Origin of the sequence: Streptomyces sp. NPDC086835 (genome assembly GCF_044745705.1) — a bacterium.
Classification (GTDB): Bacteria; Actinomycetota; Actinomycetes; order Streptomycetales; family Streptomycetaceae; genus Streptomyces.
This window is the reverse complement of the sequence record NZ_JBIVAU010000011.1, coordinates 143,278-168,437: the sequence shown is the minus strand read 5'-3', so window position 1 is coordinate 168,437 and position 25,160 is coordinate 143,278. Positions and strand designations below refer to the sequence as shown.

Genomic DNA, 25,160 nt, shown 5'->3' with positions numbered 1-25,160 from the left:
GGTCTTCCCCGCCACGGCCGTCACGCGGTACAACGCGCGACGGCCGTGGCGGTTACTGCCGACTGTGTCCTTCCTGTGGTCCGTTCGGGCGAGTTGGCCCACTTACCTGTTGCCTGGGCCGACGTCCCGCATTTGACTCGTTCTTTGCGGATGTCCCGAAGGTCCGACGGAGGTGGCAGTCATGCTCTCGGCCCGGAGTCTCTTCCAGGAGATCGTCGACAGCGACGACACTTTCCAGCTCTTCTGCTCCATCGCCGCCAGCGGCGAGACGCAGGGAGGCTGGGAGAACGGGCGCATCGCCGCGCTCGTCCCGGAGAGCATGCGTGACCTGGCTCCGAGGATCACCCGGCACGGGGCGGACGAGGACAAGCACGGCCGCCTGTTCAACGCCCTGCTCAAGAAGCGGCAGTTGGACCCCGTCCCGGTACCGCCGGAGACCGACTACACCATGCTGCTGGAGCAGCGCGGCATCGGCCTCGCCCATGAGAAACTCCGCCGTGACGAGCGGCTGACGGAGCACGACATCGTCGTCTACCTCTCGCACAGTCGGGTCACCGAGCAGCGGGCGGCCGACCAGATGCACATGCTCGTGAAGTACTTCGGCGACCATCCGGAGCTCGGCAAGGCCATCAGGATGATCTCCGACGACGAGGAGAACCACCTCGCCTACTGCCACGAGGAGCTGCTGCGTCTCGCCGCCGCCGGCCACGGCCGCACCATCCAGCGTGTGCTGCGTGACAGCGCGCTCGCCGAGATCCGGGTCCACCGCGACGTGAGCCTCGCCGTCATGGCGCACATGGGACAGTTGCTGCGCTGGTCCAAGGCCAGGTCCGTCGTGCTGGCCGCCGGCATCCACGCGATGTACGCGTACGAGCGGCTCGGCGGCTGGCGTCGCATGGTCGACCTCAGGATGCCGGAGCGCCGCGGCGCCCTCGACGGCCCCGTCACCACGGCTCCCGCCTTCTGATGTGAACAGGACCCCGGACCTGGCGCCCGTCCGCCCCCGCGCCCCGACATGGCCGGGCCCGGCACGCCGGGCCGACGGCCTGCTGTGGATCGCCGCCGTCGCCGCCGCCTACACGGTGGTCCAACTCGCGCTGGCCGTTTTCGGAACGGGCCTCGGCTGGGACGAGTCGGTCTACGTCAGCCAGGTCGCACGCGGATCGGAAGCCGCCTTCTTCAGCGCCCCGCGCGCCCGCGGCATCACGTTTCTCGTCGCTCCGGTGACCGCTCTGACGTCCTCCGTCGAGGTGCTGCGCGTCTTCCTGGCCGTGCTCTCGGGCGCCGGCCTGTTCGCCGCCCTGGCCGTGTGGCGGACGCTGCTGCCCCCTCGTGTTCTCGCCCTCGCCGGGGGCCTGTTCGCCGGCCTGTGGATCACCGTGTTCTACGGTCCGCAGGTCATGCCCAACCTCTGGGTCGCGCTCGGGGCGCTGTTCACCGTCGGCTGCTTCCTGCGGGCGGCCCGGGACCCCTTCGACCGGGCAGGGCTCCTCGGGACGGGCGCGGGCCTGGTGTTCGTCGCGCTCATGCGGCCGAGCGACGCCGTCTGGCTCCTGTTGCCGCTCGCCGCCGTCGCACTGCTGTCCCGCGCGGCCCGCCGGCCGGCGCTGCTCGTGGCGCTCGCCGCGGGCACCGTCCTCGGCTGCCTGCCGTGGATCGTCGAGGCCTACGTCGCCTACGACGGGCTGCTCGCCCGGCTGCGGCGGGCCGGTGAGATCCAGGGGCACCTGGGCCCGCACTTCGCCGTCGACGACCAGTTGCGCGCTCTGGAGGGCCGGTCGCTCTGCCGCCCCTGCGACGTGCCGTGGCGCAAGCCGGTCGCCGCGGTCTGGTTCCTCGTCCTGTGGCCGCTGGCCGCCGGGGGCGCAGCGGTCGCCGCGCGCAGGCGGTGCCCCTTCACCGCGGCCCCGACCGCCGTGCGTCCCTCCGCCGTGCTGGTGCCGGCGCTCGTGGGGTTGTCGCTGGCCGTGCCGTACCTGCTGCTGATCGGCTACGCCGCGCCGCGCTTCCTGCTGCCCGCGTACGCGCTGCTGGCCCTGCCGGTCGCGGTGTGCCTCGGGCGGATCGCCGTGAGCGCACGGCCGCGGGCAGCGGCGGCCGTCGTGCTGGGCCTGGCACTGGCCGGCCATCTGACGGTCCAGTACGCCGTACTGAACGGCACGATGGAGCGCAGCCGGAACAACCACAAGGCCTTCGACAGGATCGTCTCGGAGCTGCGCCGCAACGGCGTGCGGGAACCGTGCGTGGTCAGCGGCAGCGAGGCGCCCCGGATCGCCTTGCGCGCCGGCTGCGCGTCCCGTCAGATCGGCGGACACGACGGCAGCATCACCCGGCCCGCCCTCGCACGGCTCGGTGAGGAACAGGCGGTGGCCTATGTGGTGGAGGGCCACAACCGGCCGCCGTCGTTCACCCGCGGCTGGCGGCTGCTGACCCTGCCCGGACTCCCGTCCCGTCCCGAGCTCCGCGCCTATGTCAGTCCCGCGGCCGGGCCACCCGGGACGGGACGCTGACCGCCGTCCCGCGGCGTCGGGCCCGAGAATCCTCAGAGCCAGCCGCGCCGCTTGAAGAGCCGGAAGAGCCCGTAGACGGCGCCCGCCATCAGCACGAGCACCGTCGGGTACGCCCACACCTGCTTCAGCTCCCACATGTGCTCGAAGTTCATGCCGTAGATCCCCGCCACCATCGTCGGCACCGCCGCCATGGCCGCCCACGCCGAGATCTTGCGCATGTCGTCGTTCTGCCGCACGCCCATCTGGGCGAGGTGGGCCGACAGGATGTCCGACAGCAGCCGGTCCAGCCCTTCCACCTGCTCGTTCGCCCGCGTCAGGTGGTCGCTGACGTCACGGAAGAAGGGCTGGGAGTGTTCATGGACGAACGGCACGCCCGCACCCGCGAGCCGGGCCATCGGCGCCGCCAGCGGCCCGGCCGCCCGCCGGAACTCGAGCACCTGCCGCTTGAACGTGTAGATCCGGGCCGCCGTGTTCTTCGCGTCCCTGCGCGCCGGCTCGAAGACCTCGGCCTCCAGCTCCTCCAGGTCCACCTGGAGCTCGGCCGCGACCTCGATGTAGTGGTCGACGATGGCGTCGCTGACCGCGTACAGCACCGCGGTCGGGCCGTGCCTCAGCACCGCCGGCTCCGCCTCCAGCCGTTCGCGGACCGCGTGCAGCGGAGCGCCCTCGCCGTGCCGGACCGTCACCACGAACGAATCGCCTATGAAGACCATCAGCTCGCCCGTGGTCACGGAGTCGCTCTTCGGCTCGTACACCACGGGTTTGAGGACCACGAACAGCGAGTCGTCGTACACCTCGAGCTTGGGCCGCTGATGGGCCTTGAGCGCGTCCTCGACGGCGAGCGGATGCAGCGAGAACTCCTCGGCGACATGGTCGAACTCGTCCTCCGTCGGCTCGTGCAGGCCGATCCACAGGAAGGCGTCCCCTGTGGCCCGCGCCTCGTCGAGGGCATCGGAGAAGTCCGACGGGCCCTCGCTGCGGCGCCCGTCGCGGTAGATGGCACAGTCCACGATCACGGCGCGCATTCTTCCCTGACCTCCGCCCCGGCACACCCCCGGCCCGCCGGACACCCGGGGACCGTAGGCTGGCCCCCATGGCCACGCTGATCCTCGTACGCCACGGACGTTCCACCGCCAACACCGAGGGAGTGCTCGCCGGCTGGACACCGGGTGTCCGCCTCGACGAGCACGGAGCCGGACAAGCGGCCGCGCTGCCCGCCCGACTGGCCGCGGTGCCGCTCGCGGCTGTGGTATCCAGCCCGCTGGAGCGCTGTCGCGAGACGCTCGCGCCTCTGCTCGCGGCCCGCCCAGGGCTCGTCGCGGAGACCGACGAACGCATCGGCGAGTGCCTCTACGGCGAGTGGTCGGGCCGCAAGCTCAAGGAGCTCGCGCAGGAGCCGCTGATGGAGGTCGTCCAGCACCATCCCTCCGCGGTGTCCTTCCCCGGCGGTGAGTCCATGCGCGCCATGCAGGCGCGCGCCGTCGACGCCGTCCGTGACTGGAACGCCCGGATCGACGAGGCGCACGGCGAGGGCGCGGCCTATCTGATGTGCTCGCACGGGGACATCATCAAGTCCCTGGTGGCCGACGCCCTCGGGCTTCATCTCGACCTCTTCCAGCGGATCCACGTCGAGCCGTGCTCCGTCACCGCCATCCGCTACACCCGCAGCCGGCCCTTCCTGCTGCGTCTCGGCGACACCGGCGATCTCGGCTCCCTCGTTCCCCGCGCGGAGGGACCGGAGGAGAAGGGCGACAGCGGCGACGCGGTCGTCGGGGGCGGCGCGGGCGCATCGTGATCGCTCCGCGCAGTAGGGTGGACGCGCCGAAAAGCTGAAGTCCACCGGATGCCGAAACCGACCGATCCGACGATCCAAAGGGAGACAGAACGTGTCCCGTCAGGTGTTCCTCTACGACCCGCCGGACCGCTTCGTGGCCGGTACGGTCGGGCTGCCTGGCCGCCGTACGTTCTTCCTGCAGGCCTCGGCCGCAGGACGCGTGACCAGCGTCGCCCTGGAGAAGACTCAGGTGGCCGCCCTCGCGGAGCGGATCGACGAGCTGCTGGACGAAGTGGTGCGCCGCACCGGGGGCAACGCGCCGGTGCCGGCCGTCGCGCCGGCGGACGTCGCCGACACCGCGCCGCTCGACAACCCGGTCGAGGAGGAGTTCCGCGTCGGCACGATGGCGCTGGCCTGGGACGGCGAGGAACAGCGCATGATCGTCGAGGCACAGGCGCTGGTGGAGCTCGAGGCCGAGTCCGAGGAGGACCTCGCGGAGGCCGAGGAGCGGCTGCTGCAGGACGAGGAGAACGGCCCGCCGATGCTGCGGGTCCGGCTCACCGGCGCACAGGCCAGGGCGTTCGCCAAACGCGCACTGGACGTGGTGAACGCCGGCCGGCCGCCGTGCCCCCTGTGCAGCCTGCCCCTCGATCCGGAAGGACACGTATGCCCGCGCCAGAACGGATACCGACGGGGCGCGTGAGCACCCCCGACGCGCTGACGCTGCTGGCCAAGGGCGAACTGACCGTACGCGGAAGACTGCGCGAGGCGTCCAACGCGGTGCTGTACTGCGCGGTTTCGTACGAGGGCGAGGAAGCCCACTGCGTCTACAAACCCATCGCGGGGGAACGGCCGCTGTGGGACTTCCCCGACGGCACTCTCGCGCAGCGCGAGGTCGCCGCGTACGAGGTGTCGCAGGCGACCGGCTGGGGTCTGGTGCCGCCCACGGTGCTGCGGGACGGCCCTTACGGCCAGGGCATGGTCCAGTTGTGGATCGAGGCCGACCCGGAGGCCGCCCTGCTGGCGCTCGTCGAGGACGAGGAACCGGGGGAGGGCTGGAAGGCGGTCGGCTTCGCCGAGGTGGGGGAGGGCCGTACCGCGCTGCTCGTCCACGCCGACGACCCGCGCCTGCGCAGGCTCGCCGTCCTTGACGCCGTGATCAACAACGGGGACCGCAAGGGCGGCCACCTGCTGCCCACCGCCGACGGAACGCTCTACGCGATCGACCACGGGGTCACCTTCAACGTCGACGACAAGCTGCGCACCCTGTTGTGGGGATGGGCGGGGGAGCCGCTGCCCGCTGAGGCGGTCACGGCGCTCACGACCCTGGCGACGGCCCTCGCCGACGGCGGGACGCTCGCCACCCGACTGGCGGAACTGCTCACCCCGGCCGAGGTGGCCGCCCTGAGCGGCCGGGTGGCGGCCCTGCTCCGGTCCGGTACGCATCCCGTGCCGTCGGGTGACTGGCCGGCGATCCCCTGGCCGCCCGTATAGGCACAGCGCCCGCCGGACCGCAAGAGTGCCCAACCGGTCAAGATCAGTGATCCGGTTCGTATCCGGAACATGCGTCCGGTTACGCTCATGACATGCATGCCTGGCCCGCTTCTGAGGTCCCCGCCCTGCCCGGCAAGGGCCGCGACCTCCGGATCCACGACTCCGCGACCGACGGTCTGGTGACCCTTGACCCCGGTCCCGTCGCCCGTATCTACGTCTGCGGCATCACACCGTACGACGCGACCCACATGGGTCACGCGGCGACCTACAACGCGTTCGACCTCGTGCAGCGCGTGTGGCTCGACACCAAGCGGCAGGTTCACTATGTCCAGAACGTCACGGACGTGGACGATCCTCTGCTGGAGCGCGCCAACCGCGACGGACACGACTGGACCGAGCTCGCGGAGCGCGAGACGGCGCTGTTCCGCGAGGACATGACCGCGCTGCGGATGCTTCCGCCGCGCCACTACATCGGCGCGGTCGAGGCGATTCCGGGCATCGTGCCGCTCGTCGAACGGCTCCGTGACGCCGGCGCCGCCTACGAGCTGGAAGGCGACGTCTACTTCTCCGTCGAGTCCGACCCGCACTTCGGCGAGGTGTCCCGGCTCGACGCGGAGGCGATGCGGCTGCTGTCCGCCGAGCGCGGCGGCGACCCCGAGCGGCCCGGCAAGAAGAACCCGCTCGACCCGATGCTGTGGATGGCGGCCCGTGAGGGCGAGCCGAGCTGGGACGGCGGCTCGCTCGGCCGCGGCCGGCCCGGTTGGCACATCGAGTGCGTCGCCATCGCGCTCGACCACCTCGGCATGGGCTTCGACGTCCAGGGCGGCGGCTCCGATCTCGCCTTCCCGCACCACGAGATGGGCGCCTCGCACGCCCAGGCGCTCACGGGCGAGCACCCCTTCGCCAAGGCGTACGTCCACGCCGGCATGGTCGCCCTCGACGGCGCGAAGATGTCGAAGTCCAAGGGCAATCTGGTCTTCGTCTCCAAGCTGCGCCGCGACGGCGTGGACCCCGCCGCCATACGGCTCGCGCTGCTCTCGCACCACTACCGGGCCGACTGGGAGTGGACCGACGCGGTGCTGCGGGAAGCGGTGGAGCGCGTAGGGCGCTGGCGTGCCGCCGTCTCCCGGCCCGACGGACCGTCCGCCGACGCTCTGGTCGAGGAGATCCGCGCGGCCCTCGCCGACGACCTCGACGCCCCGTCGGCGCTCGCCGCCGTGGACCGCTGGGCGGCGCTCCAGCAGGCCGAGGGCGGGACCGACGAGGGCGCCCCGGGGCTGGTGTCCCGGGCCGTCGACGCCCTGCTGGGCGTGGCACTCTAGGCACGTTCTCCGACTCCCGCCGGGCGCCTTCGACGCGCCCGGCGGGAGTCCGTTCCTCCGCTTGCACGTTCTCGCGGCGCGTGCGCCGGGCGTGTGGTGAGGTGACGGAACAGGCCCTCGGGCCATCCGTCCACCATTGCCGGAAGGACACACCGTGGAACGTGTCTTCGCACGCAGAGAGGTACTCGGCGCGGCAGCGGCCATCGGCGCGGCCGCGCTTCTCGGGCCCGCTGCCGGGTCGGCCGGCGCCGCGTCGCCGGGCAACTGGCCGACCCGTATCCCCTTGCCGAACGGCTTCCAGCCCGAGGGCATCACCATCGGCCGCAGCCCCTACGCCTGGTTCGGCTCGATCGCCGACGGCGACGTCTACCGCGCGAGCCTGGCCACCGGACGCGGCCGGGTGGTCGTGCAAGGGCTGGGCCCCGGACGCTCCGTCATCGGGCTGAAGATCGACCGGCAGGAGCGGCGGCTGTTCCTCTCCGGCGGCTTCAGCCGGGAGATCAGGGTCGCTGATGTGCGCTCGGGAGAGATCGTCGAACTCTTCACCGTCGGCGCGGAGGGCTCGATGGTGAACGACGTGGTACTGACGCCGGAGGCGGCGTGGTTCACCGACTCGTTCCGACCCCAGCTCTACCGGCTCGAGTTGGACCGGCACGGCGAGGCGGCGCGCGAGGTGGCCACCGTGGCGCTGGGCGGTGAGTGGGAGCAGGGTACGGACTTCACCGCCAACGGGATCGCGCGGACACCTGACGGCAGCGCTCTGCTGGTGGTCAACACCGTGGTGGGGGGCGGCTCGCTGATGCGGGTGGACCCGCGTGACGGTACCGCCCGCCGGGTCGACCTCGGGGACCTGGCCATCCCCTTCGGCGACGGCCTCCTGCTGCTCGGCCGTCATCTCTACATCGTGCAGCAGCAGTTGAACCAGGTCGACGTCGTGCGGCTGAACGCCGCGGGCACCCGGGGCACGCCGATCGCCCGGATCACCGACCCGCGCTTCCGTATCCCCACCACGGCGGCTGCCTGGGGCGACCGGATCTACCTGCCCAACGCGCGCTTCGACGTGCCGCCGACGCCCGACACCGAGTACGACGCCGTGGCGGTCGACCGGGTGTGAGCGACCGGGGGGTGTGAGGGACGAGGAGCGGGGTGGCGCCGGTCTGCCCGGTGCCACCCCGCTCCGTACCGCTCGCTCCCGCTACGGACTACGACTCCGGCCGCTCGCCGCCGTCTTCGCCCTCGCCGCGGTCGTCGCCGCTGTCGTCCCGCTCGCGGTCGCCGCTGCCTTCCTGCTCGCCGGGCCGGCCGCCGGTCCCCTCGTCCTCGCCGGCCGGGGGCCGGTCCTGCCCCTCGTCGCCGCCGGCGCTCGGGCCGCCGGAGCGGTCCTCGTCCGTGGGCGGACCCGGCTCCGGTTCGGGGCGCGGCGGCATCGGCGGCTTGGTGCGCCCGCCCGCCGGGTCGCGCAGATACGAGCCCTCGCCGCCGTCGGTCGCATGACCGCCGGGACCTCCGCTGTCGCGCCGGCGCAGATACCGTTCGAACTCGCGGGCGATGGCCTCGCCCGAGGCCTCAGGCAGCTCCGCGGTGTCGCGCGCCTCCTCCAGCGTCTGGACGTACTCGGCCACTTCGCTGTCCTCCGCGGCCAGTTGGTCGACACCGAGCTGCCAGGCCCGGGCGTCCTCCGCCAGTTCTCCCAGCGGGATACGGAGGCCGATGAGGTCCTCCAGCCGGTTGAGCAGCGCGAGCGTCGCCTTCGGGTTGGGCGGCTGCGAGACGTAGTGCGGGACAGCGGCCCACAGGCTCACCGCCGGCACACCTGCATGGGTGCAGGCCTCCTGGAGGATGCCGACGATCCCGGTCGGCCCCTCGTACCGGGTCTCCTCGAGATCCATCGTTCTCGCGAGGTCCGGGTCGGACGTGATCCCGCTGACGGGCACCGGCCTGGTGTGCGGGGTGTCGCCGAGCAGCGCGCCGAGGATCACCACCATCTCCACGCCCAGTTCATGGGCGAAGCCCAGGATCTCGTTGCAGAACGAACGCCAGCGCATGGAGGGTTCGATACCGCGGACCAGCACGAGGTCCCGGGGTTTGTCGCCGCCGACGCGGACCACGGAGAGCCGGGTGGTCGGCCAGGTGATCTTGCGTACCCCGCCGTCCAGCCACACCGTGGGCCGGTTGACCTGGAAGTCGTAGTAGTCCTCGGCGTCGAGCGCCGCGAACACCTCGCCCTTCCACTCCCGGTCCAGGTGAGCGACCGCGGTGGAGGCGGCGTCGCCGGCGTCGTTCCAGCCCTCGAACGCGGCCACCATGACCGGGTCGATCAGCTCGGGCATCCCCTCGAGCTCGATCACCCAGTGCCTCCTTCCGAAGTTCCCTTTCTTACGCCCCAACCTTACGGCTTTCCGCGCCCCCCGCCGCAGCCCCCGTGCACGGCCGGGTGAACTTGGGAGCCGTCGGACCTGCGGCGAGCCATGGAGCAGTGCGGCGGCGGATTCATCCGAGCTGTGCATGGTGAAATTCGCCGACTCGCTGGACCGAGGGGAGCGAACGGCGCTATACATCGGATGTCCATGAGAGGTCCGATGTTCATCTCACCGGGGGTGCGTGCATGAGCCAGACCGTCACGGAGTTCGAGGTCCACGACATCCGCTTCCCCACGTCGCATCAGCTCGACGGCTCCGACGCCATGAACCCGGACCCGGACTATTCCGCCGCCTACCTCGTGCTGCGCACCGACGAGGGGAGCGAGGGCCACGGCTTCTGCTTCACCATCGGCCGCGGCAACGACATCGTCGCCGCCGCGATCGAGGCGCTGCGTCCCTACGTCGTCGGCCGCCCCGCCCCCGCCTGCGCCGCCGACCTCGCCGCCCTTCACCACGACCTCACCCATGACTCCCAACTGCGCTGGCTCGGCCCCGAGAAGGGCGTCATCCACATGGCGGCCGGCGCCGTCGTCAACGCCGCCTGGGACATGGCCGCCACCCGGGCAGGCAGACCGGTATGGGAGTTCCTGGCCTCCATGACCCCGGAGGAGCTCGTCTCACTGGTCGACTTCCGTTATCTGACGGACGTGCTGACCAGGCAGGAGGCCCTCGCCATGCTGCGCGCCGCGGAACCGGGCAAGGCGGAGCGGGCCGCACTGCTCAGGGAACGGGGCTACCCCGCCTACACCACCTCGCCCGGGTGGCTCGGCTACTCCGACGAGAAGCTCGTCCGGCTCGCCAAGGAGGCCGTCGCCGATGGATTCGGACAGATCAAGCTGAAGGTCGGTCTGGACATCGAGGACGACATCCGGCGGATGAAACTGGCCCGCGCCGCCGTCGGCCCCTCCGTACGCATCGCCGTCGACGCCAACCAGCGCTGGGACGTCGCCGAAGCCGTGCGCTGGATGACCGCGCTGGCGCCGTACGAACCGCACTGGATCGAGGAACCCACCAGCCCCGACGACGTACTCGGCCACGCCGCCGTCCGTGCGGCCCAGCCGGTGAAGGTCGCCACCGGTGAACACGTCGCCAACCGGGTCGTCTTCAAACAGCTTCTCCAGGCCCGGGCCGTCGACTTCGTCCAGATCGACGCCGCACGGGTCGCCGGGGTCAACGAGAACATCGCGATCCTGCTGCTCGCCGCCAAGTACGGCGTCCCCGTCTGCCCGCACGCCGGCGGCGTCGGACTGTGTGAACTCGTGCAGCATCTCGCGATGTTCGACTTCGTCGCCGTCTCCGGCGGCTGGGAGGACCGCGTCATCGAGTACGTGGACCACCTCCACGAACACTTCGCGGACCCGGCCGTGATCGTGGATGGCCGTTACGCGGCACCGAGCGCGCCGGGCTTCTCCGCCCGGATGCTCCCCGGCTCGATCGCTGCCCACAGCCGGCCGAACGGGCCCGTCCGGCAGGCCCGGCCCACCGTCGGGGAGGCACGCTCATGACCGGATCGAAGGACTTCGAGGGCATGGCGGCACTGGTCACCGGCGGCGCCTCCGGCATCGGGGCCGCCGTCGCCGCGCTGCTGCTGGAGCGCGGGGCACGCGTCGCCGTCCTGGACCGCGAGACCGGCGGCGCCGGCAGGCACGCTCGCCCTCCAGGCCGACGTCACCGACGACGCCGCCGTGGCCGACGCGGTGGACACGGCCGCCGCCGAGTTCGGAGCGCTGCACACCGTGGTCTCCAACGCGGGCATCGGCGCGATCGGCACCGTCGCCGACAACGACGACGACGAATGGCGGCGCGTCCTCGACACGAACGTCATCGGCATGGTCCGGGTCGCCCGCCACACCCTGCCGCATCTGCGCCGCGCGGCGGCGGCCGGGCCGTCCGGATCCGTCTCCCTCACCCATACCTGCTCCATCGCCGCCACGGCCGGCCTGCCGCAGCGCGCCCTCTACAGCGCGAGCAAGGGCGCGGTCCTCTCACTGACCCTCGCGATGGCGGCCGACCACGTCCGGGAAGGCATCCGCGTCAACTGCGTCAACCCCGGTACCGCGGACACGCCGTGGGTGACCCGCCTGCTGGAACAGGCGGAAGACCCCGCCGCCGAGCGTGCCGCCCTCGAGGCCCGTCAGCCGACGGGGCGGCTCGTCCTGGCCGACGAGGTGGCCGCGGCGGTCGCGTACCTCGCGAGTCCGGCGGCTGCGGCGGTGACGGGGACCGCGCTCGCGGTCGACGGCGGGATGCAGGGCCTACGCCTCCGCGCCCCGCGGTAGCCCCACCATCCGCTGCGAGGGGCGTTTCCCCTGCCCTCCCTACGGCCTGGCGGCCGCGAGGACGCCCCCCGCGCGGCCGCCGGGCCGTAGGGGGAGGGTAGGGGCCAAGCCCGCCGCAGGCGCTACAGCGTTGCGCGGAGCCACTGCTCCACGCTTGCCACGTGCACCGTCGCCCACGCCCGCGCCGCCTCGCCGTCACGGTCCCGCAGCGCCGCCAGGATCGCGCGGTGTTCGTGGAGGGTGCGGCTGACCGCGTCCTCCTGGGTGAGGCCGCGCCAGACGCGGGCCCGCGTCGTGGGGCCCGACAGGCCGTCCAGGAGGGAGCAGAGCACCGAGTTGCCCGCGGCCCCGACGATGCGACGGTGGAAGTCCAGGTCCGCCGCGACGAGTTCCTCGACCGACGGGGCGGTGCCGAGCGCGTCGAGCTGGGCGGTCAGCGCGTCCAGTTCCGCCTCAGGGATGCGGCTCGCGGCCATCGCCGTGGCCGCCGGTTCCAGGATGCGGCGTACCGCGAGGAACTCCAGCACCGTGTCGTCCCGGTGGAAGTCGACGACGAAACTCAGCGCCTCGAGCAGCAGTTGCGGGTCGAGGCTCGTGACGTACGTGCCGTCGCCCTGTCGTACGTCGAGGATGCGGATCAGGGACAGCGCCCGTACCGCCTCGCGCAGCGAGTTGCGCGACAGGCCCAGTTCGGCGGCGAGTTCGCTCTCTTTGGGCAGCCGGTCGCCGGGGCGGAGCGCGCCGGAGACGATCATCCCTTTGATCTTCTCGATGGCCTCGTCGGTCACGGCCATGACGGCGCCCCCATCGTCCACATCACTCACCAGACATCGGAGGTCTGAGCGTACAACGAGGGCGACTCCCCCGGAGTCGCCCTCGTCGTGCCGTCCGCCCGTCCGGTCAGGTCACCGGGCGCGCAGCACGTCCTCGACCCTGCCGCGGACGTCGTCCGTCGCCAGGCCGCGGATCGTCAGTGTGGTACGGCGGCGCAGCACGTCGTCCGCCGTCTCGGCCCACTCGTGGTCGCGCGCGTACACGACCTGTGCCCAGATCTCCGGCGCGTCCGGGTGGATGCGCTCGGCCAGCGCCGGGTCCTCGTTCGCCAGGCGGGCGATGTCGAACGCCAGCGACCCGTAGTGGGTGGCGAGGTGCCGGGCGGTGTCGGCCGCCATCCGCGGGCCGGGCGTCCCGCCGTCGACCAGGAGCCGGTGGGCGACCGCGTTGGGGTTGGCGATGCCGGGCAGCGGCAGCTTCTTCGGCAGGTGCGCGAGCGGCTCCATGTCCTCGGCGAGCGGGCGGCCCGGCAGGGTCGCCAGCTTGTTCATCACCGTGCGGCCGATGTGGCGGAACGTCGTCCACTTGCCGCCGGCCACCGACAGCATCCCGCCGCGCCCCTCGGTGACGACCGTCTCCCGCTTGGCCTTCGAGGTGTCGCCGGGGCCGCCCGGCAGCACCCGCAGGCCGGCGAAGGAGTAGGTGATCAGGTCGCGCGAGAGCTGCTGGTCGCGGATCGAGAACGCGGCCTCGTCCAGGATCTGTGTGACGTCCTTGTCGTTGACGGCGACGTCGGCCGGGTCGCCCTCGTACTCCTCGTCGGTGGTGCCGAGCAGCAGCATGTCCTCCCAGGGGAGGGCGAACGTGATGCGGTACTTGTCGATCGGGGTGGCGAGCGCGGCCCGCCACGGGGAGGTGCGCTTCAGCACCAGGTGCGCGCCCTTGGAGAGGCGGATGGAGGGGGCCGCTTCCGGGTCCTCCATCCGGCGCAGGTGGTCGACCCACGGCCCGGTGGCGTTCAGCACCAGCCGCGCGGTGACGCCGAACTCGGTGCCGTCGGTGCGGTCCTTCAGTTCCGCGCCGGTGACCCGGCCCCGGGTGAAACGCAGTCCGGTGACCTCGGCGTGGTTGAGGACGGTGGCGCCCGACTCGGCGGCCGCGCGGACCGTCATGAGCGCCATACGGGAGTCGTTCATCTGGTCGTCGCCGTAGACGGCGACGGCCTTCAGGTTCTCCGTACGCAGCTCCGGCACGTCCCGCTGTGCCTTCGCCGCCGATATGACGTGGCCGACGCCGTCACCGAACGCGGAGAGCGCGGAGTAGGCGAAGACGCCCGCGCCGAGCTTCGCCGCGCCGTGCGGGCCGCCCTTGTAGACGGGCAGGTAGAACGTGAGCGGGTTGGCCAGGTGGGGGGCCACCTGACGGGAGACCGCGCGCCGCTCGAAGTGGTTCTCCGCGACCAGCTTCACCGCACCGGTCTGCAGGTAGCGCAGGCCGCCGTGCAGCAGCTTGGAGGAGGCGGAGGAGGTGGCGCCGGCGAAGTCGCCGGCGTCCACCAGGGCCACCCGCAGCCCGGACTGCGCGGCGTGCCAGGCGGTGGAGATGCCCAGGATGCCGCCGCCGATCACCAGGAGGTCGTACGTCGCCTTGGAAAGCTGCTCCCGAGTCTCGGCGCGGCCCGCTGCTTTGAGGGAAGACACAGCCGAGCCGGAGGCCGGGTGCGTCCCGGGGGAGGGGACGCTCTGCAGGGTGGTCATTCTTGCTCCTCGTCAGTTTTCCTCGTCGAGCCAGCCCATGGTCCGCTCCACGGCCTTGAGCCAGCTCTTGTACTCGCGGTCACGCTTGTCAGCGTCCATGCGGGGGGTCCACTCGGCGGCCCTGCGCCAGTTGGCACGCAGCGCGTCGGTGTCCGGCCAGAAGCCGACGGCCAGGCCGGCGGCGTAGGCGGCGCCGAGGCAGGTCGTCTCGGCGACCATGGGGCGCACCACGGGGGCGTCCAGGAAGTCCGAGAGGGTCTGCATCAGCAGGTTGTTGGAGGTCATGCCGCCGTCGACCTTGAGTGCGGTCAGCTCGACGCCGGAGTCCTTCGTCATGGCGTCGGTGATCTCACGGGTCTGCCAGGCGGTGGCCTCGAGAACGGCGCGCGCGATGTGCGCCTTGGTGACGTACCGGGTCAGGCCGGCGATCACACCGCGGGCGTCGGAGCGCCAGTACGGGGCGAACAGGCCGGAGAAGGCCGGCACGAAGTAGGCGCCGCCGTTGTCCTCCACGGAGGAGGCGAGGGTCTCGATCTCGGCGGCGGAGTTGATCAGACCCATCTGGTCGCGCATCCACTGCACCAGCGAACCGGTGACGGCGATCGAGCCCTCGAGGGCGTACACCGCCTTCTGGTCACCGATGCGGTAGCCGACGGTGGTCAGCAGGCCGTTGTAGGAGTTGACGGGCTCGTCACCGGTGTTCATCAGCATGAAGGTGCCGGTGCCGTACGTGGACTTGGCCTCACCCTTCGAGTAGCAGGTCTGGCCGAACAGGGCCGCCTGCTGGTCGCCGAGCGCGGAGGCCACGGGGATGCCGTCGAGCGCGCCGCCCTTGGCGAGGCCGTAGACCTCGGCGGAGGACCGGATCTCCGGCAGGATCGCCGCCGGGACCTCCATGGACTGAAGGATCTTGTCGTCCCACTCCATGGTGTGCAGGTTCATCAGCATGGTGCGGGAGGCATTGGTGACGTCGGTGACGTGGACGCCGCCGTCGACTCCGCCGGTCAGGTTCCAGATGACCCAGGAGTCCATCGTGCCGAAGAGGATCTCGCCGCGTTCGGCGCGCTCGCGCAGGCCCTCGACGTTGTCCAGCAGCCAGCGGGCCTTCGGGCCGGCGAAGTAGGAGGCCAGCGGCAGGCCCGTCTCGCGGCGGAAGCGGTCCTGTCCGACGTTGCGGCCGAGCTCCTTGCAGAGGGCGTCGGTGCGGGTGTCCTGCCAGACGATGGCGTTGTGGACGGGCTCGCCCGTGTTCTTGTCCCACAGCAGCGTCGTCTCGCGCTGGTTGGTGATGCCGATGGCCTTGACGTCGGCGGAGGTGATGCCGGCCTTCTCGATGGCTCCGGCGACGACTTCCTGGACGTTGGTCCAGATCTCGGCGGCGTCGTGCTCCACCCAGCCCGGCTTCGGGAAGATCTGCTCGTGCTCCTTCTGGTCGACGGAGACGATCCGGCCGTCCTTGTCGAAGACGATGCAGCGGCTGGAGGTGGTGCCCTGGTCGATGGCCGCGATGAACGGGCCGGTGGTGTGTGCGTCGGTCACGGTCTGCTCCTGCTCAGGTATCGGTGGATACGGCTCGTGCTGCTGATACGGCTCAGGCGAACGCGATGTTGTAGATACCCGCTGCGACTGCCGCACCGATCAGCGGACCGGCGACGGGGATCCAGGCGTAGCTCCAGTCGGAGCCGCCCTTGTTCGGCAGCGGGAGCAGCGCGTGCACGATGCGCGGACCCAGGTCGCGGGCCGGGTTGATGGCGTAGCCGGTGGGGCCGCCGAGCGAGAGGCCGATGCCGACGACGACGAGGGCGACCATGAGTCCGCCGATCGGGCCGAGGCCCTTGCCGCTGTCGTTGAGACCCTGCGTGAGCACCGCCAGGACCAGCACGATCGTGCCGATGATCTCGGTGGCGAGGTTCTGCCAGACGTTGCGGATCTCGGGGCCGGTGGAGAAGACGCCGAGGACCGGGCCGGCCTTGGCGGCGCCCCCGCCGTGCGGACCCTCGATCGCCTTGTCGGCGGGGTCGCCCACGATCTCGGGGTCGGTGAGGTGCGCGTGGAACTGACCGTAGTAGGCGACCCAGACCAGGGCGGCGCCGATCATGGCGCCGAGGAGCTGGCCCCCGACGTAGACGGGGACGGTGCCCCAGTCGTTGTCCTTGATCGCGATGCCGAGCGTGACGGCCGGGTTGAGGTGCGCACCGGAGAGCGCGCCGGTCATGTACACCGCGGTCAGGACCGCGAAGCCCCACCCGAAGGTGATGGCCAGCCAGCCGGCGTTCTGAGCCTTCGAGCGCTTGAGCACTACGGCGGCGACGACGCCGCCACCGAGCAGGATGAGTACGGCGGTACCGATGATCTCGCCGATGAAGATGTCGGAGTTGGACACCCGCGACTCCTTTGTCCTTCGTCCAGGGGGAAGGCGAACCCCGGGTCCCTCCGGTGGTCCGCGCCCTCAGTGAGGGCGTTTCCGGCCTGGCGTTGTCACACTCTAGCGCGTATTGCCGTTAGCTGTTCGACAATGCCGACCGGTGAACGGCAGTTTTGCCCCCCGGTAAACATGACGTCAAGGGTTGTGTGGCCGAAAACCGGATCGTTACCCGATGATGCGCCCGAATGGTCAGAAGCGCCCGGCGCCGAGGTCCCTGGAGACCGCGCGGGCGCAGTCCCGCACTGCCGCGACGAGCTCGGAACGCAGCTCTCCGCCGTTGCAGACCCGCTCGACGGCGCCCGTGATGGCGATCGCCCCTACGGGCATCCGGCGCCGGTCATGGATGGGCGCGGCCACGGCGGCCACGCCCTCCCAGGTCTCCTCCACGTCGGCGGCCCAGCCGCGTGCCCGGGTGTGGTCCAGCAGCGACTCGAACTCCTGGATGTCGGTCACGGTCCGGGGCGTGAACGCCTTGCGGTCGACCTCCAGCGCCTCCGTGTGGGCCACCGGGTCGAAGGCGGACAGGACCTTGCCCAGGGCGGTGGAGTGCAGCGGCTGCATGGCCCCCACCTCGAGCACCTGCCGGCTGTCGTCGGGCCGGAAGACGTGGTGCACGATCAGCACACCGTGCTGGTGCAGCACGCCGAGGTGGACGCTCTCGCCGCTGGAGCGCGCCAGATCGTCCGTCCAGACCAGGGCGCGGGCGCGCAGCTCGTGCACGTCCAGATAACTGTTGCCGAGCCGCAGCAGCTCGGCGCCCAGCTGATAGCGGCCGGACGCGGCGTCCTGCTCGACGAATCCCTCCGCCTGCAGGGTCCGCAGGATGCCATGGGCCGTACCCTTGGCCAGATCGAGCGACGACGCGATGTCCGACAGGCCCAGCCGGCGTTCTCCGCCCGCGAGCAGTCGCAGCATCGCCGCAGCCCGCTCCAGCGACTGGATGTTTTTCGCCATCGGATCGGCCCTTCTCCAACACGGTTCGACAATGCTGAACACTATCGGTCGATGCCGACCTTGGTCACGGCGGACCGAGTATCTCGCGGTGGAGGCCTTGCGAAAAAGTCCGGAGACATGCCGTAGTCCGGCCCGTGGGACACCTCCGCCCCGTCGGGGCCCGCCCGGCTACTCTGGCTGGGTGCGCCTTCCCGCCGGTAGGCGCAAAGCCGACAGCCGTCGCATCCCAGGGAGCACATCCATGGCCTCGTTGCCGACCCCCTCCGCCGACAGCCGGACCCGTGTCCACGCTCTGCGCGAAGCGCTCGCCACCCGGGTGGTGGTGGCCGACGGCGCCATGGGCACGATGCTCCAGGCCCAGGATCCGACGCTCGAGGACTTCGAGAACCTCGAGGGCTGCAACGAGGTCCTCAACGTCACCCGCCCCGACATCGTGCGCTCCGTCCACGAGGCGTACTTCGAGGTCGGCGTCGACTGCGTGGAGACGAACACCTTCGGGGCCAACCACTCCGCCATGGGGGAGTACGACATCCCCGAGCGGGTGTACGAGCTCTCGGAGTCCGGTGCGCGGATCGCCCGCGAGGTGGCGGACGAGTTCACCGCGTCGACCGGGCAGCAGCGGTGGGTGCTCGGCTCGATCGGCCCCGGCACCAAGCTCCCGACCCTCGGGCACGCCCCCTACACCGTGCTCAGGGACGGATTCCAGCAGAACGCCGAAGGCCTGATCGCGGGCGGCGCGGACGCGCTCATCGTCGAGACGACCCAGGACCTGCTCCAGACCAAGGCCGCGATCCTCGGGGCCCGCCGCGCCATGGAGGCGACCGGTGCCGACCTGCCGCTCCTGTGTTCGCTCGCCTTCGAGACGACCGGCACGATGCTGCTGGGCTCCGAGATCGGCGCCGCGCTGACCGCGCTGGAGCCGCTCGGCGTCGACATGATCGGACTGAACTGCTCCACCGGCCCGGAAGAGATGAGCGAGCACCTCCGCTATCTCACCCGCCACTCCCGTATCCCGCTGCTCTGCATGCCGAACGCCGGCCTTCCGGTGCTCACCAAGGACGGGGCGCACTTCCCGCTCGGCCCCGAGGGCCTGGCCTCGGCCCAGGAGCAGTTCGTCGCCGACTACGGCCTGTCCCTGGTGGGCGGCTGCTGCGGTACGACGCCCGAGCACCTGCGTCAGCTGGTGAAGCGGGTGCGGGGCGCGGAACTGACGCCGCGTGACCCGCGTCCGGAGCCGGGCGCCGCCTCCCTGTACCAGACGGTGCCGTTCCGTCAGGACACCGCTTATATGGCGATCGGTGAGCGGACGAACGCGAACGGGTCGAAGAAGTTCCGTGAGGCGATGCTCGAGGGCCGCTGGGACGACTGTGTCGAGATGGCGCGTGACCAGATCCGTGAGGGCGCCCACATGCTGGACCTGTGCGTCGACTACGTGGGCCGCGACGGCGTCGCGGACATGGAGGAGCTGGCCGGACGCTTCGCGACCGCCTCCACCCTCCCGATCGTGCTGGACTCGACCGAGGTCGACGTCATCGAGGCGGGCCTGGAGAAGCTGGGCGGCCGTGCGGTCATCAACTCGGTGAACTACGAGGACGGCGACGGACCGGAGTCGCGCTTCGCGAAGGTCACCGCGCTCGCCAAGGAGCACGGCGCCGCGCTGATCGCCCTGACGATCGACGAGGAGGGCCAGGCCCGCTCGGTGGAGCACAAGGTCGCTGTCGCCGAGCGGCTGATCGCGGACCTGACCGGCAACTGGGGCATCCACGAGTCGGACATCCTCATCGACACGCTCACCTTCACCATCTGTACCGGGCAGGAGGAGTCCCGCAAGGACGGCCTCAACACCATCGAAGCGATCCGGGAGCTGAAGAGGCGTCACCCGGACGTGCAGACCACGCTGGGTCTGTCGAACATCTCCTTCGGTCTCAACCCGGCCGCCCGTATTCTGCTCAACTCGGTCTTCCTCGACGAGTGCGTCAAGGCCGGCCTGGACTCGGCGATCGTGCACGCCTCCAAGATCCTGCCCATCGCCCGGTTCGACGAGGAGCAGGTCACCACGGCCCTCGACCTCATCTACGACCGGCGCAGCGAGGGGTACGACCCGCTGCAGAAGCTGATGGCGCTGTTCGAGGGCGCGACCACGAAGTCGCTGAAAGCGGGCAAGGCGGAGGAGCTGGCCGCCCTGCCGCTGGAGGAGCGCCTGAAGCGGCGGATCATCGACGGTGAGAAGAACGGCCTTGAGGCCGACCTCGACGAGGCGCTCAAGGACCGTCCGGCGCTGGACATCGTCAACGACACACTGCTGGACGGCATGAAGGTCGTCGGCGAGCTGTTCGGGTCCGGGCAGATGCAGCTGCCGTTCGTGCTCCAGTCCGCCGAGGTGATGAAGAACGCGGTGGCGCACCTCGAGCCGCACATGGAGAAGTCCGACGCCGAGGGCAAGGGCACGATCGTGCTGGCCACCGTCCGCGGCGACGTCCACGACATCGGCAAGAACCTCGTGGACATCATCCTGTCCAACAACGGCTACAACGTGGTCAACCTGGGCATCAAGCAGCCCGTCTCCGCGATCCTCGACGCGGCCAAGGAACACAAGGCCGACGTGATCGGCATGTCCGGCCTGCTGGTCAAGTCAACGGTGATCATGAAGGAGAACCTCCAGGAGCTCAACCAGCGGGGCATGGCCGCGGACTACCCGGTCATCCTCGGCGGCGCCGCCCTCACCCGCGCCTACGTCGAACAGGACCTCCACGAGATCTACGAGGGTGAAGTCCGCTACGCCCGTGACGCGTTCGAGGGCCTGCGCCTGATGGACGCCCTCATCGGCATCAAGCGCGGCGTCCCCGGCGCGGTCCTGCCCGAGCTCAAGCAGCGCCGCGTCAAGGCCACGACGGCAGTCGTCGAGGACCGTCCGGAGGAAGGCGCCGTCCGCTCCGACGTCGCAGACGACAACCCGGTCCCGACCCCGCCGTTCTGGGGCACCCGGGTCGTCAAGGGCATTCCGCTCAAGGACTACGCCTCCTGGCTCGACGAGGGGGCCCTGTTCAAGGGCCAGTGGGGACTCAAGCAGTCCCGGGCGGGGGACGGCCCCTCCTACGAGGAGCTGGTGGAGTCGGAGGGCCGGCCGCGGCTGCGCGGCCTGCTGGACCGGCTGCAGACCGACAACCTTCTCGAAGCGGCCGTCGTCCACGGCTACTTCCCCTGCGTCTCCAAGGGCGACGACCTGATCATCCTCGGCGACGACGGCTCCGAGCGGACGCGCTTCTCCTTCCCGCGGCAACGCCGCGGCCGGCGGCTGTGCCTGGCGGACTTCTTCCGCCCCGAGGAGTCCGGCGAAACCGATGTCGTCGGCCTCCAGGTCGTCACCGTCGGCTCCCGTATCGGTGAGGAGACCGCCAAGCTGTTCGAGGCCAACTCCTACCGCGACTACCTCGAGCTCCATGGCCTGTCCGTCCAGCTCGCGGAGGCACTGGCCGAGTACTGGCACGCCCGGGTGCGCGCCGAACTGGGCTTCGGCGGCGAGGACCCGGCCGACGTGGAGGACATGTTCGCCCTGAAGTACCGCGGCGCCCGGTTCTCCCTCGGCTACGGCGCGTGCCCCGATCTCGAGGACCGGGCCAAGATCGCGGAGCTGCTCGAGCCCGAGCGGATCGGCGTCCAGCTGTCGGAGGAGTTCCAGCTCCACCCGGAGCAGTCCACCGACGCGATCGTCATCCACCACCCCGAGGCGAAGTATTTCAACGCACGCTGATCGTTCGGGTCGTACACTGGTCGGTCCAGTGCAGGCCGGTCGCCTGTCCCCGCGGGAAAGCCGCTGGGGAGAGGTGGCCGGCCTTCTCGTCCCTCACGGAGGTGTGCCTATGACCAGCACGGTCCCCGCGTCGCTGACCCGTTCGGCGGAAGCGGCAGCACTGCAGGCCGTATTTCTCGACATGGACGGCACCCTCGTGGACACAGAGGGCTTCTGGTGGGACGCGGAGGTGGAGGTCTTCGCGGATCTCGGGCACCGGCTGGAAGAGGCCTGGCGGGACGTGGTGGTCGGCGGACCGATGACCCGGAGCGCGGGCTATCTCATCGAGGCCACCGGCGCCGACATCAGCCTCGCGGAGCTGACCGTACTGCTCAACGACAAGTTCGAGGAGCGGATCAGCAGGGGCGTCCCGCTGATGCCGGGCGCGGCCCGGCTGCTCGCCGAACTGGCGGCGCACAACGTGCCCACGGCGCTCGTGTCCGCCTCGCACCGGCGCATCATCGACCGGATCCTCGCTTCCCTCGGTCCCCAGCACTTCGCGCTCTCGGTCGCGGGGGACGAGGTGCCGCGCACGAAGCCGCACCCTGACCCGTATCTCCTCGCCGCCCAGGGCCTGGGCGCGGACCCGGCGAGATGCGCCGTCGTGGAGGACACGGCGACCGGTGTGGCGTCCGCCGAGGCCGCAGGATGCCGAGTGGTCGCCGTCCCGTCCGTGGCCCCGATCCAGCCGGCCGGCGGCCGGGTCGTCGTTCGGTCCCTCGAAGAAGTGGACGTTGTTTTCCTGCGCACTCTCATCAGCGCAAAGCAGTGATACGGGCACTGTCCGTGCTTTTCGAATCCGCCGGAAACTCACGGCAGTGACGTCCGCCTTTTCCGTGACCGTCGAACGGATTTCCGGCTTGATCGAAATGGGGTCGCACCGCGTGACCTTCGTCACTGTGAGTGTTGCGTAACCAGGGGGGATTCGTGTCTGACACCCCTTCGGGAGGGGGATCGGGCCGCCTATGTGTCCCGATTGATGCGGGTGTTTACGAATATTCCGTGGCAGGGCCATCCACTCACAGGCATTGATGATCACTCAGCGATTACGGCCCAACTAGGGCCCGGTCACGCTTTCCTGGCGTTGCCGACTAATCTCGTCGCGAGAGCTTCGCTGCATCACCGTGGTGTCCCGTCGGCCACCCTGCCGTCGGAAACACAGGACCGATCGTCTGCATCCCCGGCCCGATCGCGCCGCCCCGACCGGGCGGAGGCGGCGGAGTGTCTTGAACACATGGCTGTATCACAGTGCCGGATCGGTGAGGGAGAACGTCCAGGATGAACCGTAAGACTTTGGTGCTGCCGGCCGTGGTCGGCCTGCTCGCGCCCGTGCTCGTCGCCTGCGGCAGCACGGACGGCGGGTCCGGCGGCGGTGATGCCATAGTCGTGGGCACCACGGACCAGTTCGTCGCCGGCGAGGACGCCCCGGCACCCCTGGACCCCGCCTACGCGTACGACACCGGTGCCTGGAACGTGCTGCGGCAGACGCTGCAGACCCTGATGCACGCCCCGCGCGGCGGCGGCGAGCCCGAGCCCGACGCCGCGGAGAGCTGCCTCTTCACCGACACCGTGAGCGAAAGCTACCGCTGCAAGCTGCGCAGCGGCCTCAAGTTCGCCGACGGCACCCCGGTCACCGCCGAGGACGTCAAGTTCTCCATCCAGCGGGTCCTGGACATCGACGCCGACAACGGCACGGCCGCCCTGCTCTCGAACATCGACACCATCGAGACCAAGGGCGACGACGAGATCATCTTCCATCTCGCCACGCCGGACGCCACCTTCCCGTACAAGCTCTCGACGCCGGCCGCCGGCATCGTCAGCAAGGAGAAGTACGACGGCAAGAAGCTCCGCGAGGGGTTCGAGGTCGACGGCTCCGGCCCGTACACGATGAAGACGGAGACCGACGGGGACAAGGTCTCCAGGGTCGTCTTCAGCAAGAACCCGAACTACACGGGCGACCTGAAGCTGAAGAACGACAAGGTCGTCCTGCGTTCCTTCGCCGACGCCGAGTCCATGGGCAAGGCGCTCGAGTCCGGCGACATCGACCTGATGACGCGCACCATGGCGCCGGAGCAGATCAAGGAGATGCTGGAGAACCCGAAGGAGGGCATCGAGCTCACCGAGATGCCCGGCCTGGAGATCCGCTACCTCGCCTTCGACACCAGCGACCCTGCCGTGAAGAACAAGGCCGTCCGGCAGGCCGTCGCGTCGCTCGTCGACCGCGGCCAGATCGCCGGCGAGGTGTACGGCGCCACCGCTGAGCCGCTCTACTCGCTCATCCCGAAGAGCATCTCGGCGCACACCAACTCGTTCTACAACAAGTACGGCGAGCCCAGCCGCAAGAAGGCCGCCGCGCTCCTGGACGACGCCGGTATCGACACCCCGGTCCAGCTCACGCTGCACTACACGACCGACCACTACGGCGAGGGAACGGCCAAGGAGTTCGAGGCCCTTCGCGACCAGCTCAACGCGAGCGGGCTCTTCGAGGTCAAGATCGAGGGCACCGAGTGGTCCAAGTTCCGGCCCGCCCAGAAGCGGGGCGACTACGCCGTCTACGGGCTCGGCTGGTTCCCTGACTTCCCGGACCCGGACAACTACACCGCGCCGTTCCTCGGCGAGGGCAACTTCCTCAACTCGCCCTACGTGAGCGAGAAGGCCCGTGAACTCATCCCGCAGTCGCGGCGCGACGTCGACCGCACCGCGGCGTCCCCGGCCTTCAAGGAGATCCAGGACATCGTCGCGAACGACGTCCCCGTGCTGCCCCTGTGGCAGGGCAAGCAGTACGTCGCCGCGCGCGACGACGTGATCGGTGTCGAGTGGGCACTGAACTCCAGCTCCGACCTCCAGCTCTGGGAGCTGTCCCGCGGCGAGAGCTGACCCGCGACCGCACAAAGGCCGGCGCCCGGCAGCTGCTCGAAGCAGCTGCCGGGCGCCGGCCTTTGTGGCATGGTCCGACGGGCACCGACCGGACGGGACCGTCTCTACTGGGCGCCGGGGCGCACCAGACCGCTCTCGTACGCGTACACCGCCGCCTGGACGCGGTCACGCAGCCCCAGCTTCGTCAGCACGTGGCCGACGTGCGTCTTGACGGTCGTCTCGCTGACGAAGAGGTCCGCCGCGATCTCCGCGTTGGACAGTCCGCGGGCCACCAGCTTCAGCACCTCCACCTCACGGTCGGTCAGCGTGTGAAGGGTGTCCGGAACCGGCTCCTCGCCGGACGGCAGATGGTCCGCGTACTTGTCGAGCAGCCTGCGGGTGATGCTCGGTGCGAGCATGGCCTCGCCCGCGGCCACCACCCGGATCGCCTGCACCAGTTCATTGGCCGGCGCGTCCTTCAGCAGGAAGCCGCTCGCACCGGCGCGCAGCGCCTCCACCACGTACTCGTCGAGGTCGAAGGTCGTCAGCACCAGCACCTTCGCCGGACCGTCCCGGCCGGGACCGGTGATCTGACGCGTCGCCTCCACACCGTCCATCCGGGGCATCCGGATGTCCATCAGCACCACGTCGGGCTGGAGCGCCCGCACCTGGTCGAGGGCCTGGAGGCCGTCCCCGGCCTCACCGACCACCGCGATGTCCTGCTCGGCCTCGAGGATCATCCGGAAACCGGTGCGCAACAGCGGTTGGTCGTCGACCAGTAGGACGCGGATAGCCACGGGTACTC

The 25,160-nt window shown here is 70.6% G+C and carries 19 protein-coding genes and 1 pseudogene; 12 read left to right on the top strand and 8 right to left on the bottom strand.

The window, feature by feature from the left end:
• Positions 1-181 precede the first annotated feature (181 nt).
• Positions 182-967: a ferritin-like domain-containing protein gene (locus ACIPJI_RS30315; protein ID WP_402249950.1), complete on the top strand. Its 786-nt coding sequence runs from the start codon at positions 182-184 to the stop codon at positions 965-967.
• Position 968: 1 nt separating this feature from the next.
• A complete protein-coding gene (locus tag ACIPJI_RS30310) occupies positions 969-2,510 on the top strand; it encodes a hypothetical protein (protein WP_402249948.1) in 1,542 nt (513 codons plus the stop codon).
• A gap of 32 nt (positions 2,511-2,542) precedes the next feature.
• Here ACIPJI_RS30310 and ACIPJI_RS30305 read toward each other — a convergent pair whose 3' ends face one another.
• Positions 2,543-3,535 (bottom strand): magnesium and cobalt transport protein CorA, encoded by a 993-nt coding sequence (locus tag ACIPJI_RS30305; protein ID WP_402249946.1) that lies wholly within the window; start codon positions 3,533-3,535, stop codon positions 2,543-2,545.
• A gap of 68 nt (positions 3,536-3,603) precedes the next feature.
• On the opposite strand from ACIPJI_RS30305, the gene ACIPJI_RS30300 reads away from it, so the two are divergent.
• From ACIPJI_RS30300 to ACIPJI_RS30280, 5 genes are all read left to right on the top strand, one after another.
• Entirely contained in the window at positions 3,604-4,305 is a 702-nt protein-coding gene (locus ACIPJI_RS30300) for a histidine phosphatase family protein (RefSeq protein WP_356625333.1), read from the top strand.
• Positions 4,306-4,396: 91 nt separating this feature from the next.
• Complete coding sequence (locus ACIPJI_RS30295) at positions 4,397-4,987, top strand: DUF3090 domain-containing protein (RefSeq protein ID WP_005319485.1); 591 nt, start codon at positions 4,397-4,399, stop codon at positions 4,985-4,987.
• Positions 4,951-5,778, top strand: coding sequence for an SCO1664 family protein (locus ACIPJI_RS30290; RefSeq protein ID WP_307705531.1), 828 nt, complete (start codon positions 4,951-4,953; stop codon positions 5,776-5,778). Before ACIPJI_RS30295 ends, ACIPJI_RS30290 begins: the two co-directional genes overlap by 37 nt.
• A gap of 92 nt (positions 5,779-5,870) precedes the next feature.
• Positions 5,871-7,100, top strand: a complete 1,230-nt coding sequence (gene mshC / locus ACIPJI_RS30285; RefSeq protein WP_307705530.1) for a cysteine--1-D-myo-inosityl 2-amino-2-deoxy-alpha-D-glucopyranoside ligase — start codon at positions 5,871-5,873, stop codon at positions 7,098-7,100.
• 154 nt (positions 7,101-7,254) lie between these two features.
• Positions 7,255-8,214, top strand: coding sequence for an SMP-30/gluconolactonase/LRE family protein (locus tag ACIPJI_RS30280; RefSeq protein WP_307705529.1), 960 nt, complete (start codon positions 7,255-7,257; stop codon positions 8,212-8,214).
• A gap of 88 nt (positions 8,215-8,302) precedes the next feature.
• On the opposite strand, the gene ACIPJI_RS30275 is transcribed toward ACIPJI_RS30280, so the two are convergent.
• A complete protein-coding gene (locus ACIPJI_RS30275; RefSeq protein WP_356625334.1) occupies positions 8,303-9,448 on the bottom strand; it encodes a PAC2 family protein in 1,146 nt (381 codons plus the stop codon).
• Positions 9,449-9,705: 257 nt separating this feature from the next.
• Between ACIPJI_RS30275 and ACIPJI_RS30270 the strand changes: the two genes are divergently transcribed.
• Together ACIPJI_RS30270 and ACIPJI_RS30265 are read left to right on the top strand one after the other, a co-directional pair.
• Complete coding sequence (locus ACIPJI_RS30270; protein WP_402249942.1) at positions 9,706-11,025, top strand: enolase C-terminal domain-like protein; 1,320 nt, start codon at positions 9,706-9,708, stop codon at positions 11,023-11,025.
• A pseudogene (locus ACIPJI_RS30265) lies at positions 11,022-11,799 on the top strand (SDR family NAD(P)-dependent oxidoreductase). The gene ACIPJI_RS30270 and the pseudogene ACIPJI_RS30265 overlap by 4 nt, the downstream one beginning before the upstream one ends.
• Before the next feature lie 122 nt (positions 11,800-11,921).
• On the opposite strand, the gene ACIPJI_RS30260 reads toward ACIPJI_RS30265, so the two are convergent.
• From ACIPJI_RS30260 to ACIPJI_RS30240, 5 genes are all read right to left on the bottom strand, one after another.
• Positions 11,922-12,593, bottom strand: coding sequence for a FadR/GntR family transcriptional regulator (locus ACIPJI_RS30260; protein ID WP_356625338.1), 672 nt, complete (start codon positions 12,591-12,593; stop codon positions 11,922-11,924).
• A 111-nt stretch (positions 12,594-12,704) separates the two neighbouring features.
• Entirely contained in the window at positions 12,705-14,330 is a 1,626-nt protein-coding gene (locus ACIPJI_RS30255) for an FAD-dependent oxidoreductase (RefSeq protein ID WP_402249940.1), read from the bottom strand.
• 12 nt (positions 14,331-14,342) lie between these two features.
• Positions 14,343-15,869 carry a glycerol kinase GlpK gene (gene glpK / locus ACIPJI_RS30250; protein WP_356625341.1) on the bottom strand — a complete coding sequence of 509 codons (1,527 nt, stop codon included), beginning with the start codon at positions 15,867-15,869 and terminating at the stop codon, positions 14,343-14,345.
• 52 nt (positions 15,870-15,921) lie between these two features.
• On the bottom strand, positions 15,922-16,713 hold the full coding sequence (locus ACIPJI_RS30245) for an MIP/aquaporin family protein (RefSeq protein ID WP_402249938.1): 792 nt from the start codon (positions 16,711-16,713) through the stop codon (positions 15,922-15,924).
• A gap of 231 nt (positions 16,714-16,944) precedes the next feature.
• Positions 16,945-17,709: an IclR family transcriptional regulator gene (locus ACIPJI_RS30240; RefSeq protein ID WP_356625343.1), complete on the bottom strand. Its 765-nt coding sequence runs from the start codon at positions 17,707-17,709 to the stop codon at positions 16,945-16,947.
• A 241-nt stretch (positions 17,710-17,950) separates the two neighbouring features.
• On the opposite strand from ACIPJI_RS30240, the gene metH reads away from it, so the two are divergent.
• The 3 genes from metH (at position 17,951) to ACIPJI_RS30225 (ending at position 24,376) form a co-directional block, all read left to right on the top strand.
• Positions 17,951-21,460 (top strand): methionine synthase, encoded by a 3,510-nt coding sequence (metH, locus tag ACIPJI_RS30235; protein WP_402249935.1) that lies wholly within the window; start codon positions 17,951-17,953, stop codon positions 21,458-21,460.
• A 109-nt stretch (positions 21,461-21,569) separates the two neighbouring features.
• Positions 21,570-22,271, top strand: coding sequence for an HAD family hydrolase (locus tag ACIPJI_RS30230; RefSeq protein WP_402249934.1), 702 nt, complete (start codon positions 21,570-21,572; stop codon positions 22,269-22,271).
• Positions 22,272-22,777: 506 nt separating this feature from the next.
• On the top strand, positions 22,778-24,376 hold the full coding sequence (locus ACIPJI_RS30225) for an ABC transporter substrate-binding protein (protein ID WP_356625346.1): 1,599 nt from the start codon (positions 22,778-22,780) through the stop codon (positions 24,374-24,376).
• 104 nt (positions 24,377-24,480) lie between these two features.
• On the opposite strand, the gene ACIPJI_RS30220 is transcribed toward ACIPJI_RS30225, so the two are convergent.
• Positions 24,481-25,152: a response regulator transcription factor gene (locus ACIPJI_RS30220; protein WP_177151020.1), complete on the bottom strand. Its 672-nt coding sequence runs from the start codon at positions 25,150-25,152 to the stop codon at positions 24,481-24,483.
• Positions 25,153-25,160 lie beyond the last annotated feature (8 nt).